This window comes from Pseudomonas luteola NBRC 103146 (assembly GCF_002091675.1).
Taxonomy (GTDB): domain Bacteria; phylum Pseudomonadota; class Gammaproteobacteria; order Pseudomonadales; family Pseudomonadaceae; genus Chryseomonas; species Chryseomonas luteola.
The window spans coordinates 116,719-138,117 of sequence record NZ_BDAE01000003.1 but is presented as its reverse complement, the minus strand read 5'-3'; the positions used below and the strand labels follow the sequence as shown (position 1 = coordinate 138,117).

The 21,399-nt window shown below is 58.2% G+C and carries 18 protein-coding genes and 1 pseudogene; 9 read left to right on the top strand and 10 right to left on the bottom strand.

The window, feature by feature from the left end; genetic code table 11:
- Window positions 1–279: 279 nt before the first annotated feature.
- From PLU01S_RS05205 to ilvA, 3 genes and pseudogenes are all read right to left on the bottom strand, one after another.
- Window positions 280–753, bottom strand: coding sequence for an RNA pyrophosphohydrolase (locus PLU01S_RS05205; protein WP_010796984.1), 474 nt, complete (start codon window positions 751–753; stop codon window positions 280–282).
- Between the two features lie 276 nt (window positions 754–1,029).
- Entirely contained in the window at window positions 1,030–2,544 is a 1,515-nt protein-coding gene (locus PLU01S_RS05200; RefSeq protein ID WP_074823220.1) for an MFS transporter, read from the bottom strand.
- Window positions 2,545–2,656: 112 nt separating this feature from the next.
- Window positions 2,657–4,189, bottom strand: a pseudogene (ilvA, locus tag PLU01S_RS05195) (threonine ammonia-lyase, biosynthetic); the annotation flags it as partial.
- 136 nt (window positions 4,190–4,325) lie between these two features.
- Between ilvA and rpiA the strand changes: the two are divergent.
- Window positions 4,326–4,997: a ribose-5-phosphate isomerase RpiA gene (gene rpiA / locus PLU01S_RS05190; RefSeq protein ID WP_074823226.1), complete on the top strand. Its 672-nt coding sequence runs from the start codon at window positions 4,326–4,328 to the stop codon at window positions 4,995–4,997.
- Window positions 4,998–5,224: 227 nt separating this feature from the next.
- On the top strand, window positions 5,225–7,162 hold the full coding sequence (locus PLU01S_RS05185; RefSeq protein WP_074823229.1) for an autotransporter outer membrane beta-barrel domain-containing protein: 1,938 nt from the start codon (window positions 5,225–5,227) through the stop codon (window positions 7,160–7,162).
- Window positions 7,163–7,177: 15 nt separating this feature from the next.
- Here PLU01S_RS05185 and PLU01S_RS05180 read toward each other — a convergent pair whose 3' ends face one another.
- The 4 genes from PLU01S_RS05180 to PLU01S_RS05165 all read right to left on the bottom strand — a co-directional run bounded on the left by PLU01S_RS05180 (window position 7,178) and on the right by PLU01S_RS05165 (window position 11,355).
- Complete coding sequence (locus PLU01S_RS05180; protein ID WP_074823510.1) at window positions 7,178–8,095, bottom strand: SdiA-regulated domain-containing protein; 918 nt, start codon at window positions 8,093–8,095, stop codon at window positions 7,178–7,180.
- A gap of 84 nt (window positions 8,096–8,179) precedes the next feature.
- Window positions 8,180–9,079: an SdiA-regulated domain-containing protein gene (locus PLU01S_RS05175; protein WP_074823231.1), complete on the bottom strand. Its 900-nt coding sequence runs from the start codon at window positions 9,077–9,079 to the stop codon at window positions 8,180–8,182.
- 70 nt (window positions 9,080–9,149) lie between these two features.
- A complete protein-coding gene (locus PLU01S_RS05170) occupies window positions 9,150–9,815 on the bottom strand; it encodes a fumarylacetoacetate hydrolase family protein (protein WP_074823235.1) in 666 nt (221 codons plus the stop codon).
- Between the two features lie 148 nt (window positions 9,816–9,963).
- Complete coding sequence (locus PLU01S_RS05165) at window positions 9,964–11,355, bottom strand: FAD-binding oxidoreductase (RefSeq protein ID WP_074823238.1); 1,392 nt, start codon at window positions 11,353–11,355, stop codon at window positions 9,964–9,966.
- 153 nt (window positions 11,356–11,508) lie between these two features.
- On the opposite strand from PLU01S_RS05165, the gene serA reads away from it, so the two are divergent.
- Window positions 11,509–12,738: a phosphoglycerate dehydrogenase gene (serA, locus tag PLU01S_RS05160; protein WP_026003694.1), complete on the top strand. Its 1,230-nt coding sequence runs from the start codon at window positions 11,509–11,511 to the stop codon at window positions 12,736–12,738.
- Between the two features lie 55 nt (window positions 12,739–12,793).
- On the opposite strand, the gene PLU01S_RS05155 is transcribed toward serA, so the two are convergent.
- The gene (locus PLU01S_RS05155; protein ID WP_074823241.1) at window positions 12,794–13,285 is read right to left on the bottom strand and encodes a 2-thiouracil desulfurase family protein; all 492 of its coding nucleotides are present in this window, start codon (window positions 13,283–13,285) and stop codon (window positions 12,794–12,796) included.
- Entirely contained in the window at window positions 13,286–13,924 is a 639-nt protein-coding gene (locus PLU01S_RS05150) for a 2OG-Fe(II) oxygenase (protein WP_010796973.1), read from the bottom strand.
- A 215-nt stretch (window positions 13,925–14,139) separates the two neighbouring features.
- On the opposite strand from PLU01S_RS05150, the gene PLU01S_RS05145 reads away from it, so the two are divergent.
- Window positions 14,140–14,871, top strand: a complete 732-nt coding sequence (locus tag PLU01S_RS05145; protein ID WP_074823244.1) for a DUF2059 domain-containing protein — start codon at window positions 14,140–14,142, stop codon at window positions 14,869–14,871.
- Between the two features lie 9 nt (window positions 14,872–14,880).
- Here the strand turns inward: PLU01S_RS05145 and bipL are convergent, their stop codons facing one another.
- Complete coding sequence (gene bipL / locus PLU01S_RS05140; RefSeq protein ID WP_074823245.1) at window positions 14,881–15,825, bottom strand: phospholipase BipL; 945 nt, start codon at window positions 15,823–15,825, stop codon at window positions 14,881–14,883.
- Between the two features lie 114 nt (window positions 15,826–15,939).
- Here bipL and PLU01S_RS05135 point away from each other — a divergent pair, with 114 nt between their 5' ends.
- The 5 genes from PLU01S_RS05135 to PLU01S_RS05115 all read left to right on the top strand — a co-directional run bounded on the left by PLU01S_RS05135 (window position 15,940) and on the right by PLU01S_RS05115 (window position 21,395).
- Window positions 15,940–16,509, top strand: coding sequence for a DUF6436 domain-containing protein (locus PLU01S_RS05135; protein WP_019363941.1), 570 nt, complete (start codon window positions 15,940–15,942; stop codon window positions 16,507–16,509).
- Between the two features lie 193 nt (window positions 16,510–16,702).
- On the top strand, window positions 16,703–17,173 hold the full coding sequence (locus PLU01S_RS05130) for a MarR family transcriptional regulator (protein WP_074823248.1): 471 nt from the start codon (window positions 16,703–16,705) through the stop codon (window positions 17,171–17,173).
- Window positions 17,157–18,644, top strand: a complete 1,488-nt coding sequence (locus PLU01S_RS05125; RefSeq protein ID WP_233432119.1) for an efflux transporter outer membrane subunit — start codon at window positions 17,157–17,159, stop codon at window positions 18,642–18,644. The genes PLU01S_RS05130 and PLU01S_RS05125 overlap by 17 nt, the downstream gene beginning before the upstream one ends.
- A 10-nt stretch (window positions 18,645–18,654) precedes the next feature.
- Complete coding sequence (locus tag PLU01S_RS05120; RefSeq protein ID WP_074823252.1) at window positions 18,655–19,854, top strand: HlyD/EmrA/EmrK family protein; 1,200 nt, start codon at window positions 18,655–18,657, stop codon at window positions 19,852–19,854.
- Between the two features lie 11 nt (window positions 19,855–19,865).
- Entirely contained in the window at window positions 19,866–21,395 is a 1,530-nt protein-coding gene (locus PLU01S_RS05115) for a DHA2 family efflux MFS transporter permease subunit (protein WP_074823254.1), read from the top strand.
- Window positions 21,396–21,399 lie beyond the last annotated feature (4 nt).

The window sequence follows — 21,399 nt, the reverse complement described above, 5'->3', positions numbered from 1 at the left end:
CTCTGGTGACGTTGGACGACATCCTGGTAAAGGATTTCGAGGCGCGAGCAAATTGAGTTCCGGTCACCGACCTGATAGCCACGATCGATGAAGGTGGACAGCAACGCCTATCTGACAGCGTATTGCCACTCAACGTCACAAATCGTTCATCCAGCATGGCCACAGCATTTCCTCCGTCCACGGCAGGCCCGGCATAACCGGGCAGGCCGGTGAGGCAATGCAAACGGTGCCTCTTCCGTCTTCCATACGTACACGTATGGTACAGGCTTAACATATCGATCAGGCGAGCAAGCGCGGGGCCAACTCCTTGAGGGCTCGACGATACACTTCCCGCTTGAACGTCACCACCTGCCCTAATGGGTACCAGTAGCTGACCCAGCGCCAACCGTCGAACTCCGGCTTGCCTGTCACATCCATGCGTACCCTCTGATCCTCAGACATCAGCCGGAGCAGAAACCATTTCTGCTTTTGACCGATGCACAGGGGCCTACTATGCGTACGCACCATGCGTTGGGGCAAGCGATAACGCAACCAGCCCCGCGTACAGGCCAAAATCCGGACATCATCCGGACTCAGACCCACTTCTTCGTTCAATTCGCGATAAAGCGCTTCTTCCGGCGTTTCACGATCATCGATACCTCCCTGTGGAAACTGCCAGGCGTCCTGGTTGATGCGCCGAGCCCACAGCACTTGGCCAGCGTCATTCGCGAGGATGATGCCGACATTCGGGCGAAAACCATCAGAATCGATCACGGCTGACACCCCTGGAAAGTCAATAGACTTGCATTGTTCCATAAAGCTTGTTGGAGCGGCAACGCAGCTCCCTGCCTGTATTTTTGCCGTCTGTGGCAATACGCTGGCAAGTGCCACTCCTGCCTGCTCGTCCATATGGACATTACATTGGGGTAATCCCGCCGGAGCGCCTGAAAATCCGCGAGCAGTATCCTCAGCCCTTGCTGAACAAAAGCTTACATAGCCAAACAATCAATGGATTCTGACGGGTAAAGCATGACCCGTTTCCCACTCCTATCAGCGAAAGTGCCGCTGCAGAAGCATGTAGATAGCCAGAATTACACCTACCCAGCCGATCAGGTAGAAATAGTCCAGGAAGCCCAGGATCGCAGCCTGGCGATTGACCAGCGAGGCCATCTGGCTCATGGAGGCATGCCCTACCGCCTCGCTCAGCTGTTCCCGATACTGCTGATAGAGCGGATTGAATGAGGTGATGTGACTGCGCAGAACATTGCCATGGAACGCATCGCGCCATTGCAGAAAGACGTTGGCCATGACGATTCCTAGCGGCATGACGATCTGCTGCGTCATGTTCTTGATCTGATATGCCTGGCTGAAGTAACGCGGAGGAATGGTCATGAAGGTGTACATGATGATCACCGCAAAGGTCGAGATCAGGAACACACCATGCATCATGAGCGCAGGCTGAAGCTGCTGCACAAGCGGCACCTCGCCATTCTGGCTGGACATCCAGAAGCCATAGCCGGCCAGCAGCGAATAGCCGAGCACCAGAAACTTCTTGAAGCCACCCCACGGGAAATACCGCTTGAGCGTGCCGGAGGTAATGGCCATGAGCGGCACTATCCCACACAGCCAGCCGATAGCCATGATCGTTCCAGCGGTGTAGATCGGCACCTGCAGGGCGTTCAGGACATATTGGGGAATAACGTAGTTATAGGCACCGAGCATGAAGTAGTTCAGCATCATAAACAGCATGCCGAGCAGAAAGGCCGGATTGATGGCGTTACGAAAGTCGAGGGTTGGCCGCTCCCGCTGCCGCTCACAATAGATGAAGACGGCCATGAGGCAGATACCCAGCAGAAAGAGTCCGAGCAGCTCCCAGGTATCGCTGTAGAAATCAAAACTCATCCGCTGGATAGTGGTTTCGACAATGATGCTTCCAACCAGCAGGATAGCCATGGGCAGCAGTGCTGGTCTGGCCGACAACTTTTCGGGTATGACGCGCGAGGGAATGGCCATCCAGATGCACACGGCCATGACCAGACAGACCACCAGCGGCACGGCAAAGATACCGCGCCACTCCTCATGCGCCAGCAGTTGCGCCGTACAAAAAGAAGCCATCGCCGCGCCAAGCGGCACGCCGCTGGCAAAGGCTCGTATGCCTGTGGGGGTTTGCGGCCCCGGGAAGAACATGAGCACCAGCACCCGCGCACCGGCGAAAAAGGTCGCGGCGGCCGCCCCCATGAAGACTCTGCCCGTGGCAAAGACCCACAGGTGGTCGCCGGCCAGGCAGAGCAGCTGGCCTATGGTATGGACAACTGTCGCCGCCATCATCAGGTGCCGGTACCCCAGATGCTGCACAAACCACTGGTGAGGCGCCGTGAAGACGATGACCGCGACGCTATAGGCTGCCGTGGCATACACATAGCTGCGCTGATCAGCACCCAGGCCGCCGGATACATAGCGGTTGGCCAGCGCGATGGAGAGGCTGTCGAGAAAATAGACGGTGACCATCAGCGTGATGCTGAGCATCAGCAGGCCACGGTGATGTGGAAACGTAGGTGAAGACATTCCGACTCGGTTCGATGACTGGTATCAGCTGGCCAGTAAACGTGGCCAGCCTTTCATCGAACACGGCCCGGGCGCTTGGTTCCCTACCAGACGCCCGCCGCCACCCTAAGCGTTAACTCAGAAACAGTTTATACGCAGGGTTATTGGTCTCATCCCAATAGCGATAACCGATCTCTGCCAGCGCTTCGGGCACACGGTGCCGCTCCTCCTCCGGAACCTCAAGCGCCGCCAATACGCGGCCATCAGCCGAGCCGTGATTGCGATAGTGGAACATGGTGATATTCCACCGCCCACCCAGGCGATTGAGGAAGTTGAACAATGCGCCAGGCCGCTCGGGAAACTCGAAACGGAAGACCTGCTCGGTATCCACATGGGCCGCATGTCCACCTACGGTATGCCGTATGTGCAGCTTGGCCAGCTCATTGTCGGTCAGATCCAATACGGGAAACCCTTGCTCACGCAGGCTTTCGATGAGCTTGCCGCGTGGATCGGTTTCCGGATGAGTCTGTACGCCGACAAAGATATGGGCTTCCCTATCCGTGTTATAGCGATAGTTGAATTCGGTGATCTGGCGCTTGCCCAGTGCCTCGCAGAACGCTTTGAAACTACCGGGACGCTCAGGAATGGTCACGGCGATGATAGCCTCACGCTGTTCCCCCAGCTCGGCACGCTCTGCCACGTGACGCAGGCGGTCGAAGTTGACGTTAGCACCCGAGTCGATGGCTACCAGGGTCTCCCCTTTTACGCCACGGGTAGCGACATACTTCTTGATCCCCGCCACGCCTAGGGCACCAGCCGGCTCGGTGATGGAGCGCGTATCGTCGTAGATGTCCTTGATAGCTGCGCAGATCTCATCGGAGCTGACGGTAATCACGTCATCCACATAGTGTCGGCAGATCTCGAAGGTGTGATGACCGATCTGCCCGACCGCTACGCCATCGGCAAAGATACCCACTTGACTCAGCACCACCCGGTCACCTGCCTGCATGGCGGCCTGGAGGCAATTGGAGTCGTCTGGTTCAACACCAATAATCTTAATGTCAGGACGCAGGTACTTGACGTAGGCGGCGATCCCCGCGATCAGCCCTCCACCGCCTACCGGCACGAAAATGGCGTCCAGCTGCCCTGGCTGCTGGCGCAGGATTTCCATGGCGACAGTGCCCTGCCCGGCAATCGTATCCGGATCATCGTACGGGTGAATAAAGGTGTATCCCTTTTCCTCTACCAGTTTCAGCGCATGAGCCAGCGCCTCAGGAAAGGCATCGCCGTGCAGGACAGCCTTGGCACCGCGGGCACGTACCGCCTTGATCTTGATTTCTGGCGTCGTCTTGGGCATGACGATAACGGCCTTGATACCCAGCTTCTGAGCAGCTAAGGCCAGGCCTTGGGCATGGTTGCCAGCGGATGCCGCGATCACGCCGCGAGCCTTTTCCTCGTCAGTGAGCTGGGCCACCTTGTTGTAGGCGCCCCGAATCTTGAACGAGAAGACGGGCTGCAGGTCTTCGCGCTTGAGCAGAATCCGGTTACCCAGACGCTCCGAAAGGCTGTGTGCGGGATGCAGAGGTGTTTCAACGGCCACGTCGTAGACGGGCGAGGTCAGCATTTTCTTGACGTACTGTTCGAGCATCGACTTTTCTCGGCAGGGCTTTTGCGGGGAACAGTCAGTCTACTGCGCAAGCAGCACGACAAGCCACCCACAATGCGTCAACCACCCTGCTCACCGCTGATAGGGTCAGCCCGGCTATAATCGAACCTCTACTTCTCCTTTGCCGGAATCGATCATGAACCAGGATCAGCTCAAGCAAGCCGTGGCGCAGGCCGCGGTGGACTATATTCTCCCGCACCTCTCGCGTGACAGCGTCATTGGGGTCGGCACCGGCTCCACCGCCAACTTCTTCATCGACCTGCTGGCCCAACACAAAATGGAATTCGACGGCGCAGTAGCCAGCTCCGAGGCAACGGCCGAGCGACTCAAGAAACATGGCATTCCGGTGTATGACCTCAATGGCGTCAACTATCTTGAGTTCTACATCGATGGCGCCGACGAGGCCAACGAGCACCTGCAACTGATCAAAGGGGGCGGTGCAGCATTGACGCGTGAAAAAATCGTAGCGGCCGTGGCACAGACCTTTATCTGCATTGCCGACGGCAGTAAACGCGTGGACGTGCTGGGCGAGTTTCCGCTCCCCGTCGAGGTCATCCCCATGGCACGCAGCTACGTAGCCCGCGAGTTGGTCAAGCTGGGCGGCGATCCGGTCTACCGTGAAGGTGTTAAAACCGACAACGGCAACGTGATCCTGGACGTGCATAACATGCATATCCTTGACCCGATCGATCTGGAGTCCAAGATCAATAACATCGTCGGCGTAGTCACGGTTGGCCTGTTCGCGGCTCGCTCGGCGGATGTCCTGCTGCTGGGAACCGCCGAAGGCGTTCAGACGCTCAAGCCTTAAGCACCTACGTCCCACGACGAGACACGCACTTCAGGCTGTGCACGATCACAGTGCACAGCCTGCCCGGCATTTTTTCCATCCCCATCTATAGTTACGCCCAGGCAGCGCTGTCAGTCTGCCAGGCGTCGCCTGCCTGTCCGCTTTTCAAGTCGGCACGCTATCTGCTCCATGCAGCTCCGCACTACCCATAACTACAACACAACAAACCATAACAATGAGGATCGCTTGTGCATTCCTTTTCCAAACTAGCGCTTGCAGTCGGCTGTATCTTGATAGGGGGTACCGCGGGTGCCTATGACTTTGGTGAATACGCCGACGAGACACTGGACGTTCTGATCAATGAGTATCCGGGTCGTTATCGAGGCACTACGAGTTTTGAGGGCGCCTCGGCCTGGATGCAGCAGCGTATAGGTAACAACGCCACTCTCCAGTCCTTCACCTGGAACGGAAACCGGAACTCACAGAACGTAGTGGCTCAGCTGGCAGGCACCAGCGGCAACACCCTTGTACTAGGGGCACACTTTGATACCTACTTTGGCCGCCCGACACTCCAAGGCTTGGATGACAACGGTTCCGGTGCCGCCGTCCTTACGGAGATCACGCGCAACCTCAGCGGGATCGCGCTGGAAAATGGTATCAATGTGGTTGCCTTCGGAGCTGAAGAGGAAGGCCTGCGCGGCTCACGCGCCTATGTAGCCGGCTTGAGCGATAGCGAGCGGGCCAGCCTGCTGGGCATGATCAACCTCGACAGCCTGATCACGGGCGACCTGATGTATGCCCATGCCGGTGCCAATAGCGTCGATAACCCCGCCCTGGCGTCCATACGCGAGCAGACGCTTCGTATCGCACAGGAACTGGGGATCGATATACGCACGAATCCCGGGCTGAATTCGGAATACCCTGCCGGCACCGGCTGTTGCAGTGATGCAGCAAGCTTCGAGGCGCTCGGTATTCCGGTGCTGTTCGTCGAAGCGACCAACTGGGAAATCGGCGAGTTGGACGGCTATGAGCAGACCACCAATCCAGCCATTCCTGGCGGCGCCACCTGGCATACACCATCACTGGACAACGAGACTGTGCTGACCGGCGCCTTGGGTGCAGAGCGCATCCAGCAGCGCCTTCGTAATTATTCACGTCTGCTGACGCGTCTCCTACTGGAGCTGACAAATGCCGACCTGCTCGCTTCCACCGCCTCCAGCGGTGCGCTGGCACAGGCCATGGAGGACAACCTGCGCAGCCAGCATGAAACTCTTACTCGGCTGCATGACCGCCGTTGGCTGGGCCTTCAGCTCGCTCCACTTGCACTCAACCAATTCAGCGGCAGCGTGGGAATCGAGGGGGAGTACCAGCCTGAGCGTGGATTTGATGTAGATCCAAGTCAGCGCTCCAAGCGGGCCACCGCTTATGCCATTGGCGATTATCGGGCCAGTGAATGGCTGACCGCAGGCGGTAGCCTGAGCATTCAGCGCGGCAAGGATGACCTAGAGCATTCCGGCAAGGTTCGTAACGAGACATGGCAGGCCGGGCTGTATGGTCTGGTCAGCAACGGCGGGCCGCTTTGGGCTGCAGGTGAGCTGAGCGCGGGTCACACCCGCTTCGATACGGATCGCTCCGTGTTCCTTCAGGCCAGTGGCGGGCCGGTTCTCCTGAACCAGACGTTATCTGGCGATACCAGGGCCCGCTTCTTCGGTGCTCGCCTGACCGGGGGCTACGACATGACGGTCGGTCAGCTGCGAACCGGTCCTCAGCTGGGACTGGACTATACCCGTTACCACATCGATAGCTTCGATGAAGACGACAGCCGCCGGACCGCCATGTCATTTGATGATCAGACCTATGACTCCATTCAGGCAAGCCTGGGTTGGCGGGTCTATGGCGATCTCCCCATGAGCCGTGGCATGGCCCTACAACCCTATGCTCATGTCGCCTGGGTCGAAGAACTGGGTGATGGCCGCGAGAGTCGGCTGGATGTTATCAGCCGTGGAGATGGTCGGCTGCGTACGGCAGCGCTGGACTCGGTAGACAAGCACTTTGCCCGCGCTCAGATCGGGGCTCAGTGGGCGATCACACCGGAGATTGGCGTCTATGCCGAGGTCAACAGTCGCCTGGGCCATTCCGAGGGCAGCCAGACCGGATACAGCCTGGGTGCCCAGTGGCGGTTCTGATCCGTATAACGCAGTTTAGTTACGCTTGAATCGATAAAAGAGGTTCGGTTCGCTCACGATATACAGCGTGCCCTGGTCGTCCATGGCCAGGCCCTCGGCCTGCGGCACGCTTTTCGTCAGACCCTGCCGCCCGGCATCGAGCGGCAGGGTGCTCAAGGGCTTCCCCTCGCTATCCAGCTCAATAACCAGCCTCGACTCATCCGAGAGCGCCAGCAGGTGATTCGTGCTGGCACTAAAGTGGAGGCTCGACAGATCGTCGACAAACAGGCCCCTGTCACGCAGCACATTGGACCTGATTGTAATATTGGCCGGTGCGCCGGGCTCAGGATCGGCAAAACCATCGACCTCATAGATCTGCACAGGGTCCTTTTCTTTAGCTACATAGAGTCGCTTGTGTCGACTGTCATAGGCGAGCCCTTCGAAACCCCGATTATCGAACGCAGCCAATTCCAGAGAGAGACGTGTCTGATTGCGAGGGTCATTCGCATCGATGACGCGCGTTATGTCATCGACATGAATCTGAACCAACCGTTGCCGGCCCTCTTCTGCCACGACGAAAACGCCCGGGCGAATGTACTCAATCGCCTCGGGGTCATCGAATCCCTGCATAGGGATTTGTCGAAGAACTTCACCGTCGAGTGATAGCTCGATGAAATGGGATGACTTGTTGGTTAGGCTCGCAAGCGTGCCCCGGCTCGGGTCATAGGTCAGCGCCGACAAATCCGCGTGCCCTGGCACAGGCTTGGCCTCGATATCGACATGATAATCAGGAAGCCAAACCGAGACCTCACGGCGCTCATCGGCATGCCAGTGCTGCTGAACGCCATACCAGAGACGCGCCAGGAGCGGGGTCTGCTGGCTGGCTATGGTTGCGATGAGCACTGCCATCAGCAGGCCAGCCAGAGGAATGCGGTAAGGATAGATACGCTGCATGGGTAGGCCCGTTGCCGTCGAGGGATCGATCATCCGGGCGACCTGCATGCCCGCGCTCGACGACAAGCCTACGGATATTTTATGTCAGTCAGATTTCCGGAAGACATAGAACAGGTTAGGCTCGCTTACGATGTAAACGGTTCCTTCTTCATCAATCGCAACACCTTCAGCCTGAGGGATGTTTTTACTGAGTCCATTGAGCCCCCCGATCAGGCTGATGAAACTGACCGGCTTTCCGCTTTCGTCCAGTTCAAGCAACAGGTGCGACTCATCCGAGAGCACCAGCGTATGGCCGGTACGGGGATCGACGCTTAGCGCAGAATAATCATTCATCAGGTCGGGCTGATCGGGAAGATCCCTCATCTCACCCAGGATCTGATCACCATCGCTGGACAGGCTGAACAGTGCTGCAGGGTCTCGCTCCTTGCTGAGCAGGAGACGTTGCTGTCGCGCATCCCAGGCAACGCCTTCGAACCCCTTGTTGCCGGCATCGGCAAAGCCCAGGTCGAAAAACTGGAAATCTGCGGGCTGCAGCTGGCGGGTCTCGGGGGTCAGATTGAACAGGGCCAGCGTACGCTGACGCTCATCGACAATACCCATGCGATTTCCATCCAGGACCACTAGGCCCTCAGGGTTGGAAAGCCCGGTTATGGGAATCTGCCTGAGAATGTCACCGCTCAGGTTGGTTTCCACCAGCAAAGGCTCCTTGCCCATAACAATGAACAGGGTGCCGGTCGCCGGGTTATAGGCGATGTCCGATGCCTCGGCCTTTTCCATGCCGGGCAAGGGCTTGGCCTGAATGACCGCGGTATAGCCCGGAAGCCAGATATTGTCCGCATGCTGGTTGGCAGGCGTGTTACGTTCCTGCCACCAGAGCCAGGCACGCTGGTCCCAGTGAAACAGGTATGTGAGCGTGGCGGCGACGACCAGCACGAAGCCGGCCAGCCACCATTTGAGGGATCGACGTTGTAATACTTTTGGCATGACGACGGTTTCGACTGCTTAGCGGTTTGGATCCGTCGCCTGATGCTTCCGGATTACTCAAGGGTGGATGTTAGAGAACACGACTCGTGAAGCGGCTTTTGCCAGGCAACTCCAGGACCAGTTCCTCACCTTTGTTCAACGCGCCGACTCCCTTGGGCGTACCGGTCAGTACCACATCGCCGGGTTGCAGGGAGAAGTGTGTGCACAGGTGCTGGATCAACGGAATGATCGGGTTGAGCATGTCACGGCTGTTACCGTCCTGGCGTACCTCGCCATTGATAGTGAGGCGAACATCGATATCAGCCAGATCGCTGTAGGCATCACCCGGCACGAAAGGCGCCAGGACACAGGCGCCATCGAACCCCTTGGCGATTTCCCAGGGATAACCCTTTTCCTTCAAGCGGGCTTGCACATCACGCAAGGTCAGGTCCAGCGCCGGCGCGAAACCCGAAATGGCATCCCGGACCTCTTCTTCGCTTGGCGTGCGTGACAGGGGCTTGCCGATCAATACGGCGATTTCCGCCTCGTAATGCACCGCACCGCGGTCTTCAGGAATACTGAAGCCACCTTCAATCGGCACGACCGAACTGGCCGGTTTGATAAAGATGAGCGGCTCGGTGGGTACAGGGTTGTTCAGTTCCTTGGCATGCTCAGCATAGTTGCGGCCAATACAGACCACCTTGCCCAGCGGGAAGTGGATCTTCGTACCATCGACGTACTGGTGTTGGTAGCTCATGGTGAACCGACTCCGAAAGAGGAAAAGTCCCGTTTAATCCTTTATAACCAAAAGCTTGGCCGCATTACCAAGGCAGGCGGCCAAGCATAACGACACGAACCTGAACGTTAGCGGAACGGTCGATTCATCGCCTGATCCTCAAGGGCTATCAGGCGATGACCTTGCCCGGATTCATGATGTTATTGGGGTCGAAGACTGCCTTGACAGCCTTCATGTAGGCGATTTCGGCTTCTGAGCGGGAATAGGTCAGGTAATCCCGCTTGGTCATGCCCACGCCATGCTCGGCCGAAATGGAGCCGTTGTATTTCGCAACGGTCTCGAATACCCACTTGTTCACGACCTTGCACTTGTCAAAGAACTCATCCTTGGAGAGATCATCAGGCTTGAGAATGTTCAGGTGCAGGTTGCCGTCACCGATGTGACCGAACCAGATGATCTCGAAATCCGGATAGTGCTCGCCCACGATGCCATCAATCTCACGCAGGAAGGACGGCACGTTCGAAACCGTTACGGAAATGTCGTTCTTGTAGGGCGTCCAGTGGGAAATCGTCTCGGAGATGTCTTCTCGCAGACGCCACAGGTTTTGCAACTGCTGATCGCTCTGGCTCATGACGCCATCGAGCACCCAGCCTTCATTGACACAATGCTCGAAGGTAGCCAAGGCCTGATCGGCGCGCTCGTCCGTTGTCGCTTCAAACTCCAGCAGCGCATAGAACGGGCAGCGGGTATCGAACGGCGCAGGCACGTCACCACGGGCCAGGACCTTGTCCATGGCCTTGTCGGAAAAGAACTCGAAGGCCGTCAGGTCTAGCTTGTCCTGGAAGGCATGCAGTACCGGCATGATCGAATCAAAATCCGGCGTACCCAGTACCAAGGCGGTCAGATTAGTTGGCTGACGCTCCAGGCGCATCGTGGCCTCAACCACAAAGCCCAGCGTGCCCTCGGCACCGATGAACAGATGACGGAAATCGTATCCAGTCGCGTTTTTCATCAGGCCTTTGTTTAGTTCGAGCAACTCGCCCGTACCGGTCACGACCTTGAGGCCGGCTACCCAGTTACGAGTCATGCCGTAGCGGATCACCTTGATGCCGCCCGCATTGGTACCGATGTTGCCACCCAGCTGACTGGAACCGGCCGAGGCAAAGTCGACGGGGTAATAGAGACCTTTGTCTTCAGCAAAGGCCTGCAACTGCTCGGTGATCACGCCCGGCTGGCAGACCACGGTACGATCGAATGTGTTGAAGTCGAGAATCCGGTTCATGTAATCGAATGCCACGACGACTTCACCATTAGCTGCGACCGCTGCCGCCGAAAGACCGGTACGGCCACCAGAGGGCACCAGGGCTACCTGATGTTCATTGGCCCAGCGCACAATGGCCTGCACCTCTTCTATCGTCTTGGGAAAGACAATGGCAGACGGTGCCGGGGCAAAGTGCTTGGTCCAGTCCTTGCCGTAAGACTCCAGCGAGGCCGCATCCGTGAGCACCTTTCCGGGCTCGACCAGGGTTTTCAGCGATTCGATCAAAGCAGCGTCAATCATGTTGAAACTCTCGTGGCATTCATGGTCGTCCTGAGAACCGCTCAGGTCGTATCCGGGCAAGGAAAAGGGAGAACATGCTAGCATATGCCTACCCTTCGGCGACGCCAGCCGGCAGCCGATTCACACTTCCTCGGGACTACGGGTTCAACGCAGATGAGCAAGACCTCACTCGACAAGAGCAAGATCAGATTTCTTCTTCTCGAAGGCGTACACCAATCGGCAGTAGACACGCTGAAAGCGGCTGGCTACTCCAACATCGAGTACATCTCCAAAGCGCTGCCCGAGGCTGAGCTTAAAGAGAAGATCGCCGATGCGCACTTTGTGGGCATTCGCTCCCGTACTCAACTGACCGAAGAAGTGTTCGACTGCGCCAAGAAGCTGATCGCCGTTGGCTGCTTCTGCATCGGTACTAACCAGGTGGACCTGAACGCCGCCCGTGAACGCGGTATCGTCGTGTTCAATGCGCCCTACTCCAATACCCGCTCGGTCGCCGAACTGGTATTGGCCGAGGCCATCCTGCTACTGCGCGGCATCCCGGCCAAGAATGCCTCCTGCCACCGTGGCGGCTGGCTCAAGAGTGCCAACAACTCCTTTGAGATTCGCGGTAAGAAGCTGGGCATCATCGGCTACGGTTCCATCGGTACGCAGCTGTCCGTCCTGGCCGAAGGCCTGGGTATGCAGGTCTACTTCTACGATGTAGTTACCAAGCTGCCGCTGGGTAATGCACAACAGGTTGCTTCCATCACCGAGCTGCTCGGCATGGCCGACATCGTAACGCTTCACGTACCGGAAACGCCCTCGACCAAACTGATGATTGGCGAACGTGAAATCCGCGCCATGAAAAAAGGCAGCATCCTGCTTAACGCTGCACGTGGCACTGTAGTTGATCTCGAGGCACTGGCCGCTGCCATCAAGGACGAGCATCTACTGGGCGCTGCCATCGACGTATTCCCGGTCGAACCGCGCTCCAACAATGACGAGTTCATCAGCCCGCTGCGTGGTCTGGACAATGTCATCCTGACCCCGCATGTAGGCGGCTCCACTATGGAGGCCCAGGCCAACATCGGTCTGGAAGTGGCCGAGAAGCTGGTGAAGTACAGCGACAACGGTACGTCCGTATCCTCCGTCAACTTCCCGGAAGTGGCGCTGCCCTCTCATCCGGGCAAACATCGTCTGCTGCACATTCACCAGAATGTGCCGGGCGTACTGTCTGAGATCAACCGTGTGCTGTCCGAAAACGGCATCAACATTTCCGGTCAGTACCTGCAGACGGACGAAAAAGTCGGTTATGTGGTAGTCGACGTAGATGCCGCCTACTCTGACATGGCTCAGGAGAAGCTGCAGAACGTCAAGGGCACCATTCGCTGCCGCGTGTTGTTCTAAGCGTTCATCCAACAAAAAGGAGGCTTTGGCCTCCTTTTTGTTTTGTACATGAATACTATTTCGCTTCGAGCGCCTGCAGGTAGGCTACAGCCTCGTTCAGCTCGCTTTCATTGAAGACCTTTACACCGGCACGCCGCAAAGCTGCAGCTGTTACGCCCTCACCCGGGACTCGGTGTCCGGAAAAGGTGCCATCGTAATTCTCATGATTGCCGCACGAGGGGCTACGCGCCTTGAGCACCGCCATCTGGATACGATGCTGCCTGACCAGCTCAACAGCCTGACAGGCTCCAGCCAGAAATTCCGCACTGACGTCCTCACCGGTATCGGTCATCACCGGCTGCTGGCCGTCCAGTACGGCAGCACCTTGTCCGCCAGGGATTTCAGCCGGCGGCCGAGGTGTAGGCAGGCCACCGGCAACCTCTGGACACACGGCGACGACACGTCCTTCCGCCAGCCAGGAACTCAACTGATCATAGGGGCCATGAGCGCCCCCGTCATAGCGGACCCGGTGGCCCAGCAGGCAGCGGCTGATCAGTATCTTTTCCATTTACAAAACGTTTTCCAGTACGTTTTCACCCCGCCGGCGAAACCAGCCCGTTAATGACATACGCTCACGCGTCGCAGGCAGGACTTCATGGGGCAAATCGCCAGACATGAAGCAGACCAGGCTGCCACCAGCAGGCAATACATCGCGGGTCTGTCCGTCAGGCAGGTGCATGCGCAGTGCGCCCCCATGCTCGGGCAGCCACGCCTCATTCAGGTACAACACCAGAGACACCATACGCCTGTCGTCATCCTTGAAGCGATCCAGATGAGTGGCATAAAAAGCCCCTGGCGGATACATTGCAAAATGGCTTTCATAGTCTTCGAGACCCATGAAGAGGCTCTGATTGAAGGCCAGCCGGAGCGCATCCATAAGCGCCAGATAGCGGGCAATAGCAGGCGAAGACTCATCGCCCTCTAACCAGGCAATCTGATCACCACGGACACCTTCGCGAATGACCTGGCTGTCGCCACGCCCGATAGCGGCTGGAGCCAACAGTCCGTGCTGCGCACGTTTGTGGCACTCTTGTGCCAGCGCACGGGTCAGATCATCGGGTAGAAACACAGTCTGATGGGACCAGCCGACATCGGCCAGATCATCGACGATACGCTGCAACAAGGGATGATCAGGGCGAATGGGCATATCGAATTCCTGCGAGACATCGCAACGAGATAACCAGCATAGACAAGAGCGGCTGGCGGCGTCGGCATTGTAATAAGTCGTCAACGCTTCTGCTCAAATTTATACGCTCCGACGAATCGGCCCTTTCCAACCTCGACAGCAACGTGATACCTACCCAGAATACTGTCTTTTTTCTGGCATGCTGCAGCTCAAGGCATGCCCTTGCAGGAGAGTTCATGCGCGTTTTTATTGCTGGTCTGCTACTCGCCATCGGTCTTCCCGCGCTGGCCGATAATTATCAAACCCTTTACCAGACCGCGGGCTGGCCCGAACAGCGCAGCCACTTCCGCGATGCGCTGCAAGCGGCACAGCAGCGCTACCAGAACAGCCTACCGCCAGCGTTGTACCAGACGCTGGTGGATAACAGTAACCGCCGCTTCTCGGCCGATGCCATCGATCAGCGTGCCATTAATCAGCTGCGCCAGTCGCTGCCGGAGACCAATCCTGCCTTGCAGTTTTTCCAATCGCCTATAGGCCAGAAGGTCGTCGCGGCGGAGGTCAGCGCCACCCGTAGCGATCAAATCGCCCGCAGCTCGGGTGGCCTGCCCAAGATCCAGGCCAGCGCCGCCCGTCAGACACAGATCAAACGAATCGCTGCCGTGATTCCGGCTCGTGAAGCCGGCGCGGAAGTCAGCATGGCGTTGGCAGGTCTGGCGGCTGACAGCCTGAGCCAGATGCTCCCTGGTCTGATGGGTCAGGCTCAGGGCATGATTGGCCAGCAACGCGAGCGCATCATGCAGCAGATGAACAATGGCGACCTGGAAAACACGTTGCTCTACGTTTATCGCACCCTTTCCGACAACGAGCTGACCCAGTTTGCCGACTTTGCCAGCTCGCCTGAGGGCCATCGCTATTACCAGGCCGCCCTGGCCGCGCTGCGAGCAGGCCTTGGCTCAGGCAGCAACTAAACCCTTCCTCTACGCCAGCCGCTCCCTTAGAAAATCAAAGTAGCGCTGGCGTAACGCTTCGGTTTCGTTGACCAGATGGTGCCGCGCTTCAGGCAGGCGCAGCACCTCTGGCTTGTCGAACTTCTGTTCCAGCACCTGCAGATTGTGTCGCCAATCCACAGTGAAGTCCTGCTCACCCTGGATGATGATGGGCCGATGCAGACTGGGCGAAGCCTTTTCAATACGTGGAATCCAGCGGGCTAGCGCTCCTACCCAGCGACTGGGCAGCTCGCGCGGTTGCAGCAGGTCATGATGCTGTAGAAAGGTAAGAAACGCTTCGTCACCGGAGTTGGCCGAAAACCGCCTGGGCAATGCCCGGACAAAGGGGCCAACCAGCCGGTAGGTCAGATGAGACATCTTCCAGCTGCAGGGGCGAACCAGCGGCGCCAGCAGGATCGCTTCGCCTATCTCCGCACCGGGCTGCCCGTTCAACAAATGGTCCAGTACAATCGCACCTCCCGTGCTCTGCCCCAGCAGATGCCAGGGCTGCGGCAGATCAAGGCGTCTGGCCTGATCGAGCAGAGCCTTTAATACCGCTTGATACTCGGCAAAATCATCGATACTTGCGCGCGGACCGCTGGATAACCCGTGCCCCGGCAGGTCGCAAGACAGCACGGCGAAATTCATCGACAGCGCCCAGTCGATTGCATGGCGATACAACCCCATGTGGTCGTAATAGCCATGGAGCACCAGAAGCGTGGCCCGCGGCTGGTCATGCCACCACCCTTGCACGGCGATCTCGTAATCAGCCACGCGCATGCGGCCCAGGCGAGCCTGGACGCCTGGGTGCTGCTGGCTCATGTCGAGTCCATAAAAGGACTGATACGCCAGAATGGCCGGGCCAGACTCGCCAGGATCGAGGGACAGTTCCGCCAATAGCGGTCGCAGTTGTTCTGGATGAAACGGCGTGGTCATGGTCGTCACACTAAAAAGAGAGGCCTGCCCATGTAAAGCTTGGACACTTAATCATGTTCTGCTTCACGCCCTGGCGTGGCAAGCTATGTCTTCTTTTGCATTAACAGTCATGCCATGCCCTCTCGTCGATTCACTATTCTGCTCTGCCTGTTCACCATCCTTGTCATTGCTGGTTCGGGTGCTGCCTACTGGTGGTTCGAGCTGCGCTATTTACGGTCGTTTGCCGAGCAGACCGCCTTTTTTGATGGCAGTCATCTACAACTCCCGCCCGAGCTTGCGGGCCCGGGACCAATCCGGCTGGTGCACTTCTGGGACCCGGACTGCCCATGCAACGAAGGCAACCAGGCGCACCTGCGTAACCTGACGGCGCGCTTTGGTGATCGGGGCGTCGAGTTCTACAGCGTGCAGAAACCAGGGAGCGAAGGAAAGCTGCCGTCCATGCTGGATGGACGTCTGAAAGCCCTATCGACGATTCCTGGAGCCAATACCCTCCCCGCCAGCCCGGCCGTAGCCATCTGGGATAATGCTGGCAAGCTGGCTTATGTCGGCCCCTATAGCGAGGGCATGATCTGTACGGCTGGTAACAGCTTTATCGAGCCTATTCTCGAAGCGCTCGTGTCAGGGCGCAGCGTACGGTCGACCAATACCTTGTCGGTAGGCTGCTACTGCAACTGGCAGGGCTAACCCCTTTCCTAGTAACGCCAAAGGCCGGGCATCGCATCGACTGCCCGGCCTTTTCGTTTTCACTGATCTTCCTCTCAGGCACTTCTAATCATTGTTGCGCTCTTAGCAACAGAGACTTTTGCAAAATGTTGCTAAACAGATAGCTGCCTAGGCAGTATTCTACTCAGACTTAGCTGCCTGGGCAGATACTGCCATGACACGTTTCAAACCAGATAATTTTTCGCTGCGTTACTCGCTCGGCCATCTGATCCACTTGGTCAATTCGCTCAAGGATCGCCTGCTGGACAAGCACCTTGTCACTTATGACATCACGGCTGCCCAGTTCAAGGTGTTGCTGATGCTGGCACGCAATACGGCGGATACGCCTGCAGAGCTGTGCCGTTGCCTGTCCCTCGACAGTGGCGCCATGACCCGCATGATCGACCGGCTGGAAAGCAAGGACCTGATTGCTCGCGTGCGCAGCACCACCGATAGACGACAGGTTCGCCTCGAGCTCACCGAGCAGGGCCACAGCTTGAGCAAACAGATCCCGCAGATTGCAGCTGACGCCATGAACGACCTGACCGGCGAGCTGACCCATTCCGAGATCGATGAGCTGGAGCGCCTGCTCAAGAAGATATTGGTTCCGGCCGGCCTGGTCCCGGCCAATGAAGGAGAACAATAACGCCATGTGCCTTAAATACCCTCTCTCAGCCCTGGCCATTGCCCTGGTGCTGTCGGGTTGCGCGTCACCCATAGGCCTGCATACAGAAGGCCGGGCGCTTGACGCAGCGAGCCTGCACAGCGAGCAGACCGTTGCGGGTTCTGCCCTGTCACCGGCTGCCTGGCCGAAAAGCGACTGGTGGAACACCTTGGGAGATCGCCAACTCGACAGCCTCATCCGTGAGGCGCTGCAATCGAGCCCGGACCTCCAGGTGGCCGATGCCCGCTCCCGTCAGGCCAATGCAGCGGTGATTGCTGCAAACGCCGATCGCCAGCCGACGCTTGATGGCAACGCCTCGATAACCCGCTCCCGGCTGTCACGTCGCGATGATCCGACCGGCCAGGGCGGGCGCTATAGCACGCTGCGCGAGCTATCCGTTAATGGCAGTTATACCTTCGACCTCTGGGGTGGCCAACGTGCCGCCTGGGAAGCCGCTTTGGGCCGCGCCCGCGCCAGCGAGGTAGACCGCAAGGCCGCTGAGCTGACCGTGGCCGCCAACGTTACACGCGCCTACAACCAACTGGGTCAGGCTTACGTCATGCTCGACCTGGCCGAGCAAGACCTCAAGCGTACCCGCGGCATGCTCGATCTTGCCCAGCGGCGTGTCTCGGCGGGCCTGGACAGTGAGTTCCAGCTGCAACAGACCCAGAGCCTGGAAGCCGCCTCGGAGGCGGAGCTCACTGCTGCCAAGCAGTCTGTAGAAAGTGCGCAGATCCGTCTGGCCGTCCTGTTGGGTAAAGGTCCTGACCGGGGTGCCAGCATTGGTCGTCCACAACTGATTGCACCCAAGACAATCGCACTGCCCAGCCAACTGCCTGCCGAGCTGATCGGTCGTCGTCCCGACCTGGTAGCCGCACGCTGGCGTGTGGAGGCCGCTTCGCAGGACATTGATTCAAGCCGGACCAATTTCTATCCAAACCTCAACCTGGTCGCCGCGGCCGGTACCGATGCCCTGCTGGGCGACGCCCTGTTTGGAGCACCCAGCCGCTTCTTCAATATCGGTCCGGCCCTGTCGCTGCCGATCTTTGACGGTGGTCGCCGCCGGGCTGATCTGGCCAGCCGCAACGCCGATTACGACCTGGCCGTCGCCCAGTACAACCAGACGCTGGTCAATGCTCTTGGTGATATCGGCGACAGTATTTCCCGGCTGCGCTCGCTGAATCAGCAGATTCAGGAACAGCAGCGTGCCCGCGACATTGCTCAGGCGTCTTTCGACATCGCGATGCAGCGTTACGGCGCCGGTATCGGCAGTTATCTCGATGCGCTGAGTGTCGAGCAACAACTGCTTCAGGCAGACCGCCAACTGGCCAGCCTCGCGACGGAGCGTATTGATACCTCCGTCCTGCTGATGCAGGCGCTAGGTGGTGGCTTTGAACCCTCTTCTGACACACCGGCTCTGCAACCGGGCCCACGTGTAACTTCGGATCGCTGAGACGTAAGACATGGCTGAATCAAACGCACAAACCGCCACTAACGAGAACAGCAAGCCCAAATCCGGCAAGCGCAAGTTCTTTCTTTTGCTCCTGCTTCTGCTCGTCATCCTGGGAGCAGTGGGCGCTTACTTCTATCACACACTCTATGGCCGTTTTCATGAGGGCACCGATGATGCCTATGTGAGCGGCAACGTTGTCCAGATCATGCCGCAGGTGACCGGTACGGTTGTCAGCATTACCGCTGACGATGGTGACTTGGTGCATGAGGGTCAGGTCCTGGTGAAGTTCGACCCGAGCGACACCGAAGTCGCGCTGCAGAGCGCTGAGGCCAATCTGGCCAAGACGGTTCGTCAGGTCCGCGGCCTGTACAGCAACGTGGACAGCTACAAGGCCCAGGTAGCTTCACGCAAGGTCGAGCTGGAACGTGCACGATCCGACTACAAGCGTCGTCAGGATCTGGCACGCGGCGGTGCGATCTCGCAGGAAGAACTGTCCCACGCCCGTGATACGCTGAACGCAGCCGAAAATGCACTGACCAGCGCCGAGCAACAACTCAGTACCAGCCGTGCACTGGTAGACGATACGGTGATCGCGTCCCATCCCGATGTGAAAGCCGCCGCCGCCCAGCTGCGTCAGGCCTATCTGAACAATGCTCGTAGCACCATCATTGCACCGGTGACAGGCTATGTAGCCCAGCGCTCGGTACAGGTTGGCAGCCGCGTACAGCCGGGTACAGCGCTGATGGCCGTGGTGCCACTGGATCAGATCTGGATCGACGCCAACTTCAAGGAAACCCAGCTCAGCGACATGCGCATCGGTCAGCCGGTTGAAATTCATTCCGACCTGTACGGTGAAGATGTGAAGTATCACGGTACGGTAGAGAGCCTGGGGGTCGGCACCGGCAGTGCGTTCTCCCTGCTTCCTGCCCAGAACGCGACGGGTAACTGGATCAAGATTGTTCAACGCCTGCCCGTGCGGATTCGCCTGGATCAAGATGCGCTGGAAAAGCACCCGCTGCGCATTGGCCTGTCAATGAACGTCGACGTCGACCTGCATGATTTGGACGGCCCGGTCCTGGCGCAGAAGCCGCTGGCCCAGCCCCGTTATGCTACCGACGTCTATACCCGCCAGCTGGAGGATGCCGATCGCCTGATCGAGCGTCTGATCCACGAGAACGGCCCGGCCTCCCGTGATGTAGCCAAGCGCTAATCGGAGATCACATGAGCGATTCTGCATTCCGCCCGGCGAGCCTGGTGCTCGCCACGGTCGGCCTGTCGCTGGCCACCTTCATGCAGGTGCTGGATACCACCATTGCCAACGTGGCCCTGACCACGATTTCAGGCAATCTGGGCGTAAGCTCCGAGCAGGGTACATGGGTAATCACATCGTTTGCTGTCAGCAACGCGATTGCCCTGCCCCTGACCGGCTGGATGGCACGTCGCTTCGGTGAGGTAAAGCTGTTCCTTGCTGCGGTGGTGCTATTCGTTATCACTTCGTTCCTGTGTGGCATCGCGCAATCGATGCCACAACTGGTATTTTTCCGGGCGCTGCAAGGGTTCGTGGCCGGGCCGCTATATCCCATGGCCCAGACGCTGCTGCTATCAATCTTTCCGGCCGCCAAGCGAGGGATGGCCCTGGCGCTCCTGGCCATGGTCACGGTGGTGGCTCCCATCATTGGCCCGATTGCCGGTGGATGGATCACGGATAACTACACCTGGCCCTGGATTTTCTTTATCAACGTTCCCATCGGTATCTTTGCCACCCTGGTGGTTTGGGCACAGCTGGGCAAAAAGCCGGAGCAGATCATTCGGCAGCCGATCGACTATGTGGGCCTGACGCTTCTGGTAATCGGTGTCGGTGCCCTGCAGGTTGTACTGGATAAAGGCAATGACCTGGATTGGTTCGAGTCGAACTTCATTGTCATTGGCAGCCTGATTGCCGTCATCGCGTTGATAGCGTGCGTCATCTGGGAGCTGACCGACAAGCACCCCATCGTGAACCTGCGGCTGTTCAAATACCGTAACTTCTCCTTTGGTACGCTGGCCCTGGTACTGGGCTATTCAGGCTTCTTCGGCATCAACCTGCTTCTGCCCCAATGGCTGCAAACTCAGTTGGGTTATACGCCGGTCTGGGCGGGTCTTGCCGCTGCGCCGATGGGATTTTTGCCTGTGTTCCTGTCGCCTCTGGTTGGCCGGTTCGCCCATAAGACAGACCTGCGCCTGCTTGCCGGGGGCTCCTTCTTGGTGATCGGTGCCTCGTGCTTCATGCGTGCCACGTTCAATACCGAGGTTGATTATCGCCATATCGCCGAAGTGCAGATGTTCATGGGGCTGGGAATTGCGCTGTTTTTCATGCCTACAACCAGCATTCTGTTGTCCAGCCTGCCGCCTAAAGACATTGCGGACGGCTCCGGGCTTGCGACATTTTTACGGGTACTGGGCGGTAGTTTCGCGTCGTCACTGACGACTTGGATCTGGGCACGCCGCGCCACGTTCCACCATGCTCAGCTGACCGAGCAGGTAACGGTGTACGACCCAGCGACACGGGACTACATTTCGATGCTGGGGGGCCCTTCTCACACCACGTACGCCCAGCTCGATCGCGTGGTCGAAAGTCAGGCCTATATGCTGTCCACCATTGATTATTTCACGTTGCTCGGCTGGATGTTCATGGGCCTGTTCCTGATCATCTGGCTGGCCAAGCCACCTTTCGGCGCCAAGGGCCCCGCTCCTGCAGGCGGCGATCACTGACCAA